Annotated in this window: 9 protein-coding genes, 1 tRNA gene and 1 pseudogene; 8 read left to right on the top strand and 3 right to left on the bottom strand. The window is 39.2% G+C overall.

Going from position 1 to position 13595, the window contains the following annotated elements; all coding sequences use genetic code 11:
• Both XEN7305_RS02430 and XEN7305_RS02425 read right to left on the bottom strand, forming a co-directional pair.
• Positions 1 to 181 (bottom strand): annotated as a pseudogene (locus XEN7305_RS02430) (IS4 family transposase); the annotation flags it as partial.
• 491 nt (positions 182 to 672) lie between these two features.
• A tRNA-Leu gene (locus XEN7305_RS02425) sits at positions 673 to 757 on the bottom strand.
• A gap of 393 nt (positions 758 to 1150) precedes the next feature.
• Here XEN7305_RS02425 and XEN7305_RS02420 point away from each other — a divergent pair.
• From XEN7305_RS02420 to XEN7305_RS28025, 7 genes are all read left to right on the top strand, one after another.
• Positions 1151 to 2356, top strand: a complete 1206-nt coding sequence (locus tag XEN7305_RS02420; protein ID WP_006507745.1) for a response regulator — start codon at positions 1151 to 1153, stop codon at positions 2354 to 2356.
• Positions 2357 to 2440: 84 nt separating this feature from the next.
• Complete coding sequence (locus XEN7305_RS02415) at positions 2441 to 2806, top strand: PleD family two-component system response regulator (RefSeq protein WP_006507744.1); 366 nt, start codon at positions 2441 to 2443, stop codon at positions 2804 to 2806.
• 4 nt (positions 2807 to 2810) lie between these two features.
• Positions 2811 to 3374: a chemotaxis protein CheW gene (locus XEN7305_RS02410; protein WP_006507743.1), complete on the top strand. Its 564-nt coding sequence runs from the start codon at positions 2811 to 2813 to the stop codon at positions 3372 to 3374.
• Between the two features lie 49 nt (positions 3375 to 3423).
• A complete protein-coding gene (locus tag XEN7305_RS26310; protein WP_006507742.1) occupies positions 3424 to 5715 on the top strand; it encodes a PhnD/SsuA/transferrin family substrate-binding protein in 2292 nt (763 codons plus the stop codon).
• A 160-nt stretch (positions 5716 to 5875) separates the two neighbouring features.
• Positions 5876 to 9067, top strand: a complete 3192-nt coding sequence (locus tag XEN7305_RS02400; RefSeq protein ID WP_006507740.1) for a hybrid sensor histidine kinase/response regulator — start codon at positions 5876 to 5878, stop codon at positions 9065 to 9067.
• Between the two features lie 90 nt (positions 9068 to 9157).
• A complete protein-coding gene (locus XEN7305_RS02395) occupies positions 9158 to 10417 on the top strand; it encodes a valine--pyruvate transaminase (protein ID WP_006507739.1) in 1260 nt (419 codons plus the stop codon).
• A 109-nt stretch (positions 10418 to 10526) separates the two neighbouring features.
• The gene (locus XEN7305_RS28025; RefSeq protein ID WP_006507738.1) at positions 10527 to 10796 is read left to right on the top strand and encodes a hypothetical protein; all 270 of its coding nucleotides are present in this window, start codon (positions 10527 to 10529) and stop codon (positions 10794 to 10796) included.
• 24 nt (positions 10797 to 10820) lie between these two features.
• Here the strand turns inward: XEN7305_RS28025 and XEN7305_RS02390 are convergent, their stop codons facing one another.
• Entirely contained in the window at positions 10821 to 11696 is an 876-nt protein-coding gene (locus XEN7305_RS02390; RefSeq protein WP_006507737.1) for a 4-hydroxybenzoate solanesyltransferase, read from the bottom strand.
• 120 nt (positions 11697 to 11816) lie between these two features.
• On the opposite strand from XEN7305_RS02390, the gene XEN7305_RS02385 reads away from it, so the two are divergent.
• A complete protein-coding gene (locus tag XEN7305_RS02385) occupies positions 11817 to 13448 on the top strand; it encodes a Ppx/GppA phosphatase family protein (protein WP_006507736.1) in 1632 nt (543 codons plus the stop codon).
• Positions 13449 to 13595: the final 147 nt, after the last annotated feature.

The raw sequence follows: 13595 nt of genomic DNA, 5'->3' as shown, positions 1-13595 counted from the left end.
TTGTTAATTCTGTAACTCCTGCCACATCTCTCCACAGCAACGTCAAGACGGCTGCTACCATCAAGGGTAAATTTAGTATCCGATCTCTGAGGCCTAATTGACGATAATAATTTTCTTGAGCAGTAATCGCCGGAGTCAGTAATGCTTCAAGTTGATTGGCAATTACTTCATCTTCTGCCATCGGGCGTTGGGTTCTCTTCGCGTGATCTCGGTTTAGTTTTCGGTTGTTACTCATGGGCAACTGCAATCGCTCAACTCTTCTTCTGTTAGAAGTTTCACCCGATTTTTGTTGCCTCTTGACAAATTCCCGAATTCCTTAACTTGTGACTAATGGGGATGCTCCCAGTTGAGAGCTCAACTTTTTTGCTTGCTTCTGAGCTTGTTCGATACCTGCACCATTAGCATAAAGTCCTAAAGCTAAATACTACTGATATGGTTGGTCTTTACCCAATACTGGTTTGGGGGCAAAGTTCCTCTCAAAGATAACTTTTGACCCCGCTTATATATCTTGACACCGCAATTACTTTTGCGCAATCTCTCGTTGGCAGCTCGAAGTGACTTGTCTAGCTTGTCCGACACTGAACTAATTTTGAACTAAATTTACAGGGAATTAGAAATCATTGTAGGGCATTCTGGGGTGTTTATAATTCTCTGCATTCTTGCTAAAACGGATGGGGGTAGGGAGACTTGAACTCCCACGATCGCAATGATCAACGGATTTTAAGTCCGCAGCGTCTACCAATTCCGCCATACCCCCGCATTTCTCGGTTATGTCTGGTTTGACCTAATACATCATACAGTATGTTCAGTATATTGCAACACTTAATTTTCAATTTATGGATGATATCCATAAACCGTACGAAAGAGCACTATTCGCAAACAGAAAAGACAATTACGGTCTCATGTTAAAACCAATATTGCTTAATTAAGCTCATCTTAATAAAAATTAAACTAGGTTGCGTGAGCGAAAAAAATAAAAAAGGGGAACACTCTAAATCAAGGGCAAGGATTTTCATCACTTATTATTAATGTTCATTTATGAAAACAACCTTAAGCACCTTCATTTACTAAGGATTTCTTGAATTGGATTTCACAAAACAATATCAAACGCTATCCTAAAATTCCTTTATTAATTCATAAGCACTATTTTATGAATCAATCCTTGAACTGTGTAGAATTACTGACAGAAGCCTCTGGTTCTAAAAGCAATGGCTCCTTTCAATTTTCTGGAAAAGGAGTCAACTGGAAAATTTATTTAGAAAAAGGCCAACTTAGAGGTGCTGCTAATTCAATTCGTCTTCCCTTTGCGTTGAATTATCATCTCCGCAAACTAGGCTTCACGAGTCTAATAAACACAATTAAATCGATTCCAGCATCGGAACTAGAAATCCACAATAGCGAAGGGGATAATTGGTTAGAAGGCGGCTCCTGGATTCCCTGCTTAAGATGGCTAGTCTCCTATAATCATCTTAAGTTATCTGAAGCAGATCAAGTGCTAGTTAGTTTAAGTGAAGAAGCATTAGAAACTTGTCTCTGGCTAATTGCTGGCGAATATAAATGGATTGAAGAACAAAGCCTTCCTCAGCAAGTAACAACTGCTGGATTTATGAGTCAAACATTTGACTTGGTTCCTTTGATCGAAAAATTTCAAAATCGATTACAAACATGGCAAGAATTTGGCTCAGTAATTAATTCTCCATATCAAGGTCTTTTCTTCAAGCCTCAAATAAATCCAACCCAACCACCAACCCCTGTCTTGCTGAAGCTATCCAAGTTTTTAAAAGGTTTGAGTTTTCGTGAGTTAAGCATTCTTCTTAATCAAGATGAACTAATAATAGCTCAACTGCTATTACCTTATATTAAAACTGGAGAAATTCAACTACAAGAGCCATCTTTCCCTTTAAATTTTTTACCTTGTATTCCTCAAAAAGTTGAATTCTCTAATGGAACAGGCGATATATTAAAACAACAAAACAGATTTAAAATTGCTTGTATAGATGATAGTCCAATTATTTTGGATGAAATGCAAAGATTTCTAGGAGAAAAAAACTTCGAAATATTTAGAATTGAAAATCCCTTAGAGGCAGCTTCAAAATTATTAAAAATAAAACCAGATTTGATCTTCATGGATATTTCTATGCCTCAAATCAATGGTTACAAGCTATGTAGTCTACTTAAAAAAAGTTCTGTTCTTAAACAAACGCCAATCGTTATGGTCACAGGCAGAACAGGATTTATTGATAAGACTAGGGCTCAAATGACTGGCGCTTCTGATTACCTGACAAAGCCCTTCACTCGCACCGATTTATTGGAAGCTGTCGAAAAATATTTACCAGATTTTGCATTGTCTAGATAATATTGGAGAGGATAATTATTGAGTTAATTAATTAAAATAAACAAATAGTATTTTTCGATCTAAAAATTATTAGGAGCAACTAAAATGGCTAAAACAGTCCTGGTCGTTGACGACATGAAAACCCAATTAGATTTAATTAATAATTATTTAGACGAAGCAGGTTATAAAGTCTTAACTGCTTCAGATGGAGAAGAAGCCCTGGATAAGGTTAATCAACATCAGCCTGACTTGATTATCACAGATTTAGTAATGCCAGAGATGAGTGGTTTGGAATTTTGTCGCAAATTAAAGAAAGACTCTGCCACAGCTGACATTCCAGTAATTGCCTGGAGCACTAAAAATCGTTCGATGGATCAAAAATGGGCAATGAAACAAGGAGTTGCTGCCTATTTAGTTAAAGGTTGTAGCAAAGAAAAAATTGTTCAAACTGTTGAAGATTTAACAATCTAAAATTATGGCAATTTCAACTACCAAAGATCGACTAAAAGAATTACTACCAGAGCTATTTTCTGAGCAAGAAATTGAGGGTGATTCTTATCTGAGATTACAGCTAAATTCCCAAGTATTCGCTGTAATAGATTTAAACCAAGTGCAAGAATCTTTGGTCATTTCTAGTCGAGAAATAACTACGATTCCTAATGTACCAGAATATGTTTTAGGATTAATGACTTCTCGAAATGAAGTTTTTTTAGCTGTAGACTTAGCTCATTTAATTGGACTATCTCCAGAGATTGTTAATTGTCGACAATATCAGGTAATTGTAGTCAAACCCTCTTTTGATAATAAACAAATTAAAGAAACTTATGAGCAATCTGATAACCCTAGTTTTCTAGGTTTAGTGGTTGATCGTATTTTGGGAGTTTCTCGATTTGTTTATGATGATTTTGATTCATCGAATAGAGATATTCCCACGACATTAGAACCTTTTGTTTATGGCTCTATCCAACATCAGGAAAATCAATATCTGGTGCTTGATATCAAATCCTTAATTGCTAACAGAATTAGCAAAAACAACTAATCTTATTAGGTTATAGCTTCTAGATCAACAATATTTATAGTTGAATATTATGAGAAATCTCAAAAATCAGTCTTGGAAATTGTTGAATAGAACAATTAAATCAGGTTCTAATAAATCAAACCGACGCTCTTTTCATTGGATTATCTTACTTAGTTTTACTGGTTTGTTGTTACCTTCTGTCGTGCCTCAGATTGCAACTAATTCTCTCACTAAAAACATTTTTTTAGGAGCTGCAAGCGCAAATACCAACAGTGAGTTAGTTGCCCAAGCTAAGTCAACAGAACCAACTGGCCAAAAGAAAGTTTTTAAAATTGCCACAATCGCCAAACGAGGTAAGGACAAGACAATAGAAAAATGGAAGCCCTTAGCAGACTATTTATCTGAGACGATTCCCGAATATGATTTCGAGCTGGTACCGATGAATTTTGAAGAAATTTATGCAGCTGCGGAAAAAAGCGAATTTGATTTTCTCTTGCCTAATCCTGGGATGTATGTCGATTTTGAAGCGAGATATGGAGCTAACCGGATTGCTACTTTAAAGAACCGTAGATTAGGGAATGCTTATACAGAATTTGGAGCAGTAATTTTTACTAAAGCTGATCGTAACGACATCAATGAGCTCAAAGATTTCAACGGCAAAACCTTTATGGGAGTTAAGGAAGTTGCCTTTGGGGGTTGGCAAATGGCTTGGGGTGTCTTCGAGGATAATGGGATTAATCCTAAACGCCAGTTCAAAGAGTTAGATTTTGCAGGAACCCACGACAAAGTAGTCATGGCAGTCTTAAATGGAGAAACCGATGGTGGAACTGTCCGAACAGACACTATCGAACGCATGGCAACAGAAGGAAAAGTCAAACTCGAAGACTTCAAAATTATCAATAATAAACAAGATCCTCAAGGTAATTTTCCCTTTTTGATTAGTACTCCTCTCTATCCAGAATGGCCTTTTGCGTCGACCAAAAATGTTTCTCTAGAAATTTCCGAAATTGTGGCGAAAGCATTGCTTAATATGCCCAAAGATCACTCAGCGGCAAAGGCTGCAAAATCAGATGGTTGGACAGTACCTCTAAATTATCGACCCATACATGACTTATTTATTGAACTATCTGTTACTCCCTATGACGAAATCGAACAAATCACTTTTGAAGATTTACTCTGGTACTGGGTTGCGATCGCTGGGATTCTCGGAACATTGGCAGGGGTGACAATCTATTTCCAAAGAAGGTCTCTTATTCAGACACAAACCACTGAAAAATCCCTAAATGCCTTAAACCGCTCCTTAGAGCAAAGTGCTAAAGAACAAAGAGAAGAAAGAGAAGCTCTAGAAGAGGCCATTTCTACTCTGATGGATAGTTTAGAACCAGCATCAGAAGGAGACTTAACCGTTCGTGCCCAATTGCTCGAAGGGGACGTGGGAATTATCGCCGATTTGTTTAATGCCATCGTCGAAAATTTACGGGCGATTGCGATTCAAACCAAAAGCTCTGCTAGCCATGTAAGTCTTTCTTTGAGTGATAATGAAGTTACTATTAGAGAATTGGCCGAAGAAGCTGCTGTCGAAGCACAACAAATTCAAAACACTCTGTCGTCAGTCGCCAATATATCTGAGTCTATTAAGGAAGTGGCAGATAACGCAGAAAAAACCGCATCGATCTCCAATGACGCTTTTGCCACAGCGCAAGAAGGAAATAAAGCAATGGATCTCACCGTGGAAAGTATTCAGGGTTTGCGGACTACAGTAGGCGATACCGCAAAAAAAATTAAGCGTCTAGGGGAATCTGCACAACAAATCTCGCAAGTAGTCTCTCTGATTGATGAAATTGCCCTTAAAACTAACTTACTAGCGATTAATGCTAGTGTTGAGGCGGCTCGTGCTGGGGAACTAGGCCAAGGCTTTACCGCAGTGGCTGAACAAGTTGGAGCCTTAGCAGAACAGTCGGCTAACGCAACTAAAGAAATTTCTCAACTAGTTCAAGGGATTCAAAGTGAAACTCAAGAAGTTGTCGCCGCAATGGAAGTCGGGACTACTCAAGTAGTAGCTAGTACTCGTCTAGTAGAAGATACCAAAACAAGACTACAAGCAGTTTTAGCTAAGTCCCAAGACATTGACCTTCTGATGCAGTCTATCTCTAAGGCTACAGTTTCCCAGGCGGCAACTTCTCAAATAGTGACTGAAACTATGAAACAAGTTACCGAAGCATCTTCCCAACGTTCTCAATCTTCCCGTCAGATAGCGGAGGCTATCAAAGGAACAACGAATATTGTGCAAGAACTACAAGAATCCGTTGCTCAATTTAAAGTAAGTGAAGCAGAACAACAGCCTGAGGCTAAGATGGCTTAAATTAGGGACTAGAGGTTAAATATTCGGTGTTAGAGATTAATGAATCTTTCTCTAACACCTTCAAAGACTGGTTCTGATAGAGCTCAAATGCTTTATCTCGATGGCGAATTTCAGACAACAAAACCATATCAACTACTTTTGTAGATAGGCTAATCTGGCAATGGATAGAGATCAACAAATACAATTGGACTTTCTTGAAGAAGCTAAAGAATATTTTGATAATCTAGAGTCGATCATTATAGACTTAGATTCTCAGGAGGTTAATACCGGGTTGCTAGACAAAGCAATGCGGGCTGCTCATTCCTTAAAAGGTGGTGCGGCGATGATGGGATTTTCTTCTTTAAATAAAATTGCCCATCGTTTAGAAGATTTCTTGAAGATTCTGCGAGTGAGAAAGGATGCGACTTTGCTGGATCAAGAAGTCACTACTTTGTTGCTTCAAGGAGTTGATTGTTTAAGGGAAGTGGGTCAAGCCCATAAAAGCCAAACTTTAGTTGATGAACAATGGATTGCTCAGATCACCGATCCAGTTTTCAATCCTTTGCATCAAAGGCTTGGAGACTTAAAAGAGGAAGACGAAGACTCTCTATTAGCCGAAGAAGAAGAAGTCGATGTATCTAACCTAGTCTTTGAAACTGGTGTTGAGGAATGTCTTGATAGCTTAGAACCGAAACTAGGGAATTTAACCCCCCAACAACTGAGAGTAGAACTAAAGTCTTCTGCCGAGCAACTGGCTGACTTTGGATTGATGAGCGGTTTGGATGATTTTGTGTCTCTTTGTGAATCAGTTCAATCCAGATTAGAAATCGTCTCAGATGAGGGAATTAGAGATCTTGCCTATCAAGCTTTTAATACTTGGCAAAGATCCCATGCTTTAGTAACCTTAGGTCGTTTAGAACAAATTCCTCGGAATTTGCCATCTGCAGAAATAACAGATTTGGAAGCAGAACATGAGCATAATTTGAGTAACCTTGAGGAGCTCGATTTTTCTGGAGTAGACCAATTACAAGAAATGGTTGCTCTAGAATTACAATCCAATAACCAAATCCCAGTTGAGGTTAGTTCTCAGGGCGAAGATCTAGAGCCCACTGAATTGATAAATACAGAGTCGGATTGGGAACAGCTNACTCCTGGTCTAGAAGAATTAGCCGATTTACAGGCAACTTTTGAGAATATAGAACCTCAAGNCGAAGCAAAAGAAGCCGAACCCTCAACTGTGGATTGGGAACAACTAACACCTGATCTAGAGGAATTAGCTGATTTACAAGCAACTTTTGAGAATCTAGAGCCTCAAGCCGAAGCAACAGAAATCAACACAGAAATCAAATCTGTTGCTCGCGATCAGGCGACTGAGTCTGTTGCCAAACCAATTTCCTCTTCACCCAAACCTGTGGTATCGGAAAGAATGGTTAAGGTCTCCGCTCAAAAATTGCAAAAGATTAATGTTCTATCAAGTAAGTTGATTTTAGAACGTAATAGCGCAATCTTACGTTTAAACCAGCTACATAATTATTTGGCATTAACCAAAGAGAGAATTCGCACTCTAGAAAAGTCTACTAGTCAAATTCGCAAATGTTATGACTGGGCTTCTTTAGAAGGAATGTTGCCAAAAATCAATCAACCTAACGAGTCATTAGCCACAGGCAAGACACCTTGGCAGTCGGGCGACTCTAATCAGCAAGAATTTGACGAAGTCAAAGCAGGCTCTACCCTTTCAGGGCAAAGTACCTTCGACTCTTTGGAAATGGATCGTTATAGTGATTTGCATTTAATGTTCCAAGAGCAAATTGAGACTATTTTCCAGTTGCAAGAGGTTACGTCAGATATTGACTTGGGTCTACAGGAAATGACTCAGGTAGTCAGAGATTTTAGTTATACGACAAGAGACTTACAGCAAAATGTAACGCGCTCTCAAATGCGTCCTTTTGCCGATTTGGTTAGTAGATTTCCACGATTGATTCGAGATTTATCTCTGAAACATAATAAACAAGTTAATCTTAAAATTTCCGGGGAGATAACTCCGATTGATCGGCAAGTCTTAGAACAACTGATTGACCCTCTTAATCATTTGCTCCGTAATGCTTTCGATCATGGGATTGAAGAAGCCTCAGTTCGTCTAGCTCAGGGGAAACCTGAGGTCGGAACTATACGATTGAGTGCAATGCAAAAGGGGAACAAAACCATTATCGTGATTGAGGATGATGGAAAAGGGATTGATGAGCAAAAGATTCGCGATCGCTTTTGTAAAATGGGTTTACCAAGAACACAAGTAGATCAAATTCCCACAGCGGAAATCCTTCAGGCTATCTTTGAGCCAGGATTTAGTACGGCAGAAAAAGTGACAGAACTTTCAGGCCGTGGTGTGGGAATGGATGTGGTGCGCTCTAATTTAGAACAAGTCCGAGGCAATATTCAGGTAGAGACTAATCTAGGGAAAGGAACAAAATTTACAATTACAGTCCCTCTTTCCCTATTAATTCTCCGTGTTAATATCCTAGAAAGTGCAGGAATGGTTTTTGCTGTTCCTGTTCATAGTATTAAGGAAATGATTCGTTTCGAATCAGATCTCGTTGTTCAAGAGCAAGATCTCGAAACAATTAACTGGAACGACTCAAGAATTCCATTAATTCGCCTAGAAAAGTCTCTTACTTTCAATCGTCCGAGTAAATCTTTTCAGATGGACAGTAAACCGACAATTGATACCCCAACAGTATTAGTATTTGGTCAGGAAAATCAGTGGCATGGCATTTATATAGAGCGTTATTGGGGGGAACAGGAAGTGGCAATTAGAACAGTTGCCAGCCCGATCAGTCTTGCTCCAGGCTTTACCGGTTCTACTATTTTGGGAGATGGTAGGGTGATCCCTTTGATCGAACCTGGTTTCTTGGGTAATTGGATGACTAAGGAACAAAGCAGTCAGGAGACCCTTATCCAGGCACCAGATAGTGGTAATCCTAAGCCAGAATACTTCAAGATTGATAGCCCAACGATTTTAATTGTGGACGATTCAGTTAATGTAAGACGCTATTTAGCATCAATGTTGGAGCGTAATGACTATCAAGTAGAACAGGCCAAGGATGGTCGAGAAGCGGTAGACAAGTTAGTTAGTGGGCTGGATGTCCAAGCAGTTATTTGTGATGTTGAAATGCCTCGTCTAGATGGTTATGGGGTGCTCACAGAAGTCAGGTCTCATGCTAAGTTTGCTAAACTGCCGATCGCCATGTTAACTTCTCGCAATAATGATAAACATCGCAAACTTGCCATGAAGCTTGGGGCTTCCGAATATCTATCTAAGCCTTTGGATGAGCCAGGATTGCTGAAAATATTAGAGAAGTATATTGTTAATAAGTAGCTTGAAACTTTAAGCTGTTAGCAAGTTCTGATTGAGATTTTGGCATAAAATGACGAGTACATAATATTTACCGATCTCAATCACTGCATTATGAACTTATCTCAATTTGGTATGCAAATGTCCCAACTCACAGGAGTTCGGGCGATTATGAAAGATATTATTGAGACTTTGAGCAATAGTGCAGGTAAAGAATTCATCAATCTGAGTGCGGGAAATCCTGTAATTTTGCCAGAAGTGGAAAATTTATGGCGAGAATGCACAACGGATTTGTTGGCAAGTGCGGAATATGGTGAGGTGGTATGTCGTTATGGTTCTTCTCAGGGCTACACACCTTTAATCGAAGCTGTAGTCAAAGATTTTAATCGACGTTACGAATTGAATTTAAGTAATGAGAATATTTTAATCACACCTGGCTCACAATCACTCTATTTTTACGCTGCTAATGCTTTTGGTGGTTATACAAAAGAGGGTGATTTACGACAAATTGTTTTACCATTGAGTCCTGATTACACGGGTTATGGTGGAGTTAGTTTGACTCCTGAAGCCTTAATTGCCTACAAACCTACTTTGGAAATTGAAGAAGGGCAACATCGTTTTAAATACCGTCCTGATTTTAGTCAATTACAAATCAATGAGCGAACTGGCTGTGTAATTTTTTCTCGCCCTTGTAATCCGACAGGTAATGTTTTAACAGATGAGGAAGTCGGTAAAATAACTTCTTTGGCTGAGGTTTATGATGTGCCTGTATTGATAGATTCTGCCTATGCTCCGCCCTTTCCTTGTTTAAACTTTACGGCCATGAATCCGCAATTTGGAGAAAATATTATTCACTGTCTGAGTTTATCTAAGGCTGGTTTACCAGGAGAAAGAATCGGCATTGCGATCGGAGCTAAAAAATGGATTCAAGTTTTAGAATCTTTTCAAACGAATGCTGCGATTCATTCTTCTCGCTACGGTCAGGCGATCGCAGCTAGAGCCATTAATTCTGGTAGATTAGCCGAGATTTCCACTGAGATTATTCGTCCTCATTACCAAAATAAATTAGAAATTTTAGCCGCAACCTTAGACGAGGCAATGCCTCAGAATCGACCTTGGTTTTTACACCAAGGAGAAGGCGCGATTTTTGCTTGGCTGTGGTTAAAAGATTTACCAACCAGCGACTGGGAATTTTATCAGGAATTGAAAAAAGTAGGAGTGATTGCGGTTCCTGGCAGTACATTTTTCCCTGGCTTGAAGGAAGATTGGCAGCATAAAACACAATGTCTGCGAATTAGCCTCACTGCCACAGTGGCAGAAATTGCCACTGCAATGACAAGACTAGCGAAAGTTTATTCGCTCCTCACTGCCTAAAGGAGCTTTAGAGAATAAGAATCGCAAATCCTAGGCGAAAAACAGAGGATTATGATTAAATGAGTCATGCCAAATAACATCAAATTACCAATATATTTTAAGTGCTAATATGAGTTCATTATCTCCTTCAACAACATCGGAATCCACTAGTAATCAGCAAAAATCAGGATTCTTTTGCGAAAACAATGGCAACAGATCCTCAATGAGGTTGATGAGCTTTATTGCTCTGATTGCTGCAATAGTTTTCGGTGCTGTGACCATTATGAATTCAGGCAATACGAACAGTAATACTGACGGTATATATATCACTTTCGGTTTTTTATTGTCAGCTTTTGCCCCTAAAGCAGTTCAGAAATTTGCCGAGGAAAAAATTAAATAGTGAAATGCTTAATTTCTGCAAAAATTAACCGAAAATCATCCCAGCCAACAAAATAAAGCCCAACCACACATTTTGACTAAATACTTTGCCATAAACAGAGCGAGGAAGCTGAGGTTTGCGAATTCTTTGATATTGTAAAATCCAGCCCATAATAGCAACTACCCATCCCAACCAAAAAATCAACTGCAACTGAAGACTGAAAGCGAGAATGGCCATTAAAACCGCAGTAAGAATAAAAAATATGCCGACGACTTCTGCTACATATTTGCCAAAAAAGATTGCACTGGAATTAATGCCAAGTTTGAGATCATCTTCTTTGTCTGACATTGCATAAACCGTATCAAATCCCAATGTCCAGGCAATTGTCGCCCCCCAAAGCAGCCAAGTATTATGATCAATATTGCCTGTTACTGCTGACCAGCTAATTAAGACGGCAAAACCCCAACATAAGGATAAAACTAATTGGGGGACAGGAAAAATCCTTTTTGCAAGAGGATAACCAATAATGAAAGGGACAGCGGCGACAGATAACCAAAAACTGAGAGGATTGAGATAAAAAGCTAGTCCCGCCGCACAGAGCAGTGCGATCGCAAATATAATGATACCCAACTTTACGGATAATGCCCGAGATGCGAGAGGACGGTTTTTCGTCCTGGCCACTTGAGGGTCGATATCTTTGTCCCAGAGATCATTAATCACACAACCAGCGGCGCTAGTTGCAAAAGTGCCTAAAATAATGATACCTACCAAAAGAAGTGGCGGATTGCCTGAAGCCGCTAAAAATACTGCCCATAATGCAGGAATCATTAAGATTAATCTCCCTGCCGGTTTATCCCAACGCAGAAGTCGAATGATTTTTTCCCCGGTAGATTCTTTGATAGTTTGCGGATATTGACTCATAAAAAAATATTAATTTCGATAAAAATATAAAAAGTTATTGTTGTGTGATCATAATTAGCCCTTGAGAATATATGCTGTTTCTTAGGGGACTCAATCAAGAGTTATTCTTGCATAATTTTTATGGTTAATTCTATTTATCAACCTAGTGTCGACACTCCTTTCAGTGTCAGCCAAACCAAACAAGTAATTGCGGCAATTGATATTGGGACAAATTCGGTTCATATGGTGGTGGTGGAAGTAGATCCAAAATTGCCAGCTTTCCATATCATTGCGAAGGAAAAAGATACTGTTCGTTTGGGCGATCGCGATCCCGATACGGGTAATCTGACGGAAGAGGCGATCGCAAGAGCCCTCAAAGCCATTAAACGTTGTAAAGATTTGGCGGAGAGCCTTAAGGTTCGACAAATAATTGCCGTGGCAACTAGTGCAACACGAGAAGCTGGCAATGGTATCGCTTTTTTACATCGTATCAAGTCGGAACTAGGGATTGGAGTTAATTTAATTTCGGGAAAAGAAGAGGCTCGGCGGATTTATTTGGGTGTTCTTTCAGGAATGGATTTTGGAGATCGACCCCATGTAATGATCGATATTGGTGGCGGTTCGACAGAGTTAATCCTAGCAGATATTAGAGAGCCTCGTTTCTTGAGTAGCACCAAAGTGGGAGCTGTTCGTTTGACCAAAGAATTTGTGCATTGCGATCCCATTAGTAAAGAAGAGCTAAATTATTTAAAAGCCTATGTCCGAGGGATGTTGGAGCGTCCCGTCGAAGAAATTTGGCATAACTTGCAGTTAAATGAAAACCCTCGTTTGGTAGGCACTTCTGGCACGATCGAAACTTTGGCTCTAATTCATGCACTGGATCGACAGGGGACAGAGCCAAACCCCCTTAATGGCTATCAATTAACTCTTGAGGATATTGAGGAGGTAATTGATAAATTGTCAGAGATGAGTTACGAAGAACGGTTTGATATTCCAGGTATTTCTGATAAAAGAGCTGAAATTATTGTCCCTGGTGCGATCATTCTTCTAGAGGCAATGAAAATGCTTAAGATGAAATCAGTCACCATCTGTGAAAGGGCTTTACGAGAAGGCATTATTGTTGATTGGATGCTCACTCATGGCCTGATCAGCGATCGCCTACGCTATCAAAACGAAGTTAGAAATCGGAATGTTTTTAAGATTGCCCATAAGTATCAAGTAGATCTCGAATATGGCCAAAGAGTGGCCAATTTTGCCCTCAGTTTATTTGAGCAAACGAAAGAACATCTCCACCAATGGGGGCAAGGGGAAAAAGAATTATTATGGGCAGCTGCTATTTTGCACAACTGTGGTATTTATATTAGCCATTCAGCTCACCATAAACATTCCTACTATCTAATTCGTAATGCAGAATTATTAGGTTTTACTGAACTAGAATTAGCATTAATCGCGAATATTGCGCGTTATCATCGCAAAAGTAAGCCCAAGAAAAAACATACTTCCTATCAAGATTTACCCAGCAAAAGATATCAATTAATGGTCAGGCAATTAAGTTCTATCTTACGCATCGCCGTAGCTTTAGACCGTCGGAACAAAGGTGCTATTGAAAGGGTTAAATGTGATTTTGATGCTAGACAAAAAATCCTTAAAATGGCAGTTGTTCCTCACGAAATTGGCGATGATTGTGCCTTGGAGTTATGGAGTTTAGAATATAAAAAACCAATCTTTGAAGAGGAATTCGATATTCAAATAGCAGCTAGACTGGAAAGTTAATTCAAAATTCAAGTCTGCTTGCACACTCTTATTTTAGGCATTACTGATTTAAAACATGAAAGAATTTTGGACTAATCTTCTTTGCTTCTTTCTTTGCGTCTTTGCGCCTTTGCGCGAAACGAATTCATATCTGGATTCAGCAACGCC

The sequence above is a fragment of the Xenococcus sp. PCC 7305 genome, from assembly GCF_000332055.1.
Lineage (GTDB): Bacteria > Cyanobacteriota > Cyanobacteriia > Cyanobacteriales > Xenococcaceae > Xenococcus.
This window is presented reverse-complemented; position numbering and strand designations above follow the sequence as displayed.

What these genes read in the sequence shown, in the direction of transcription:
- XEN7305_RS02420 (WP_006507745.1), top strand. Translation starts at nt 1,151, where the DNA reads ATGAATCAATCCTTGAACTGTGTAGAATTACTGACAGAAGCCTCTGGT.
- XEN7305_RS02415 (WP_006507744.1), top strand. Translation starts at nt 2,441, where the DNA reads ATGGCTAAAACAGTCCTGGTCGTTGACGACATGAAAACCCAATTAGAT.
- XEN7305_RS02410 (WP_006507743.1), top strand. Translation starts at nt 2,811, where the DNA reads ATGGCAATTTCAACTACCAAAGATCGACTAAAAGAATTACTACCAGAG.
- XEN7305_RS26310 (WP_006507742.1), top strand. Translation starts at nt 3,424, where the DNA reads ATGAGAAATCTCAAAAATCAGTCTTGGAAATTGTTGAATAGAACAATT.
- XEN7305_RS02395 (WP_006507739.1), top strand. Translation starts at nt 9,158, where the DNA reads ATGAACTTATCTCAATTTGGTATGCAAATGTCCCAACTCACAGGAGTT.
- XEN7305_RS28025 (WP_006507738.1), top strand. Translation starts at nt 10,527, where the DNA reads ATGAGTTCATTATCTCCTTCAACAACATCGGAATCCACTAGTAATCAG.
- XEN7305_RS02390 (WP_006507737.1), bottom strand. Translation starts at nt 11,696, where the DNA reads ATGAGTCAATATCCGCAAACTATCAAAGAATCTACCGGGGAAAAAATC.
- XEN7305_RS02385 (WP_006507736.1), top strand. Translation starts at nt 11,817, where the DNA reads ATGGTTAATTCTATTTATCAACCTAGTGTCGACACTCCTTTCAGTGTC.